Genomic DNA, 267 nt, shown 5'->3' with positions numbered 1-267 from the left:
CGATGCGCTAAGCAGCCTGCCAGCTACCGTGGCCTTGGATATCAATACCGGCCGTCCCTGGCCTTGGCACTTCAAGGCGGGACGCCAGTGGACACCTGCCGCACCCACTCTCGTCGCCGACAATGCCGACATGGAAATGGGAGCGGCGCTGGCCGGGATCGCGTTCGCGCAACTGGCGGACTACATGGCCGCCCCCTACATTGCCAGCGGGAAGCTCGTGCGAGTGTTGGAGAGCGAAGAACCTCCGGCATGGGGGTTGTACGTCTA

The 267-nt window shown here is 64.0% G+C and carries 1 protein-coding gene; it reads left to right on the top strand.

Annotated elements, in window-relative coordinates:
- Positions 1–34: 34 nt before the first annotated feature.
- A partial coding sequence (locus tag AC3XQU_RS24025) for a type 2 periplasmic-binding domain-containing protein (protein ID WP_489876639.1) occupies positions 35–267 on the top strand: 233 nt, incomplete at its 3' end.

Source organism: Telluria sp. AZSoR62 (assembly GCF_058111565.1).
Note: the sequence above shows the minus strand (reverse complement) of the source record. Positions and strands in the feature narration are given on the sequence as shown.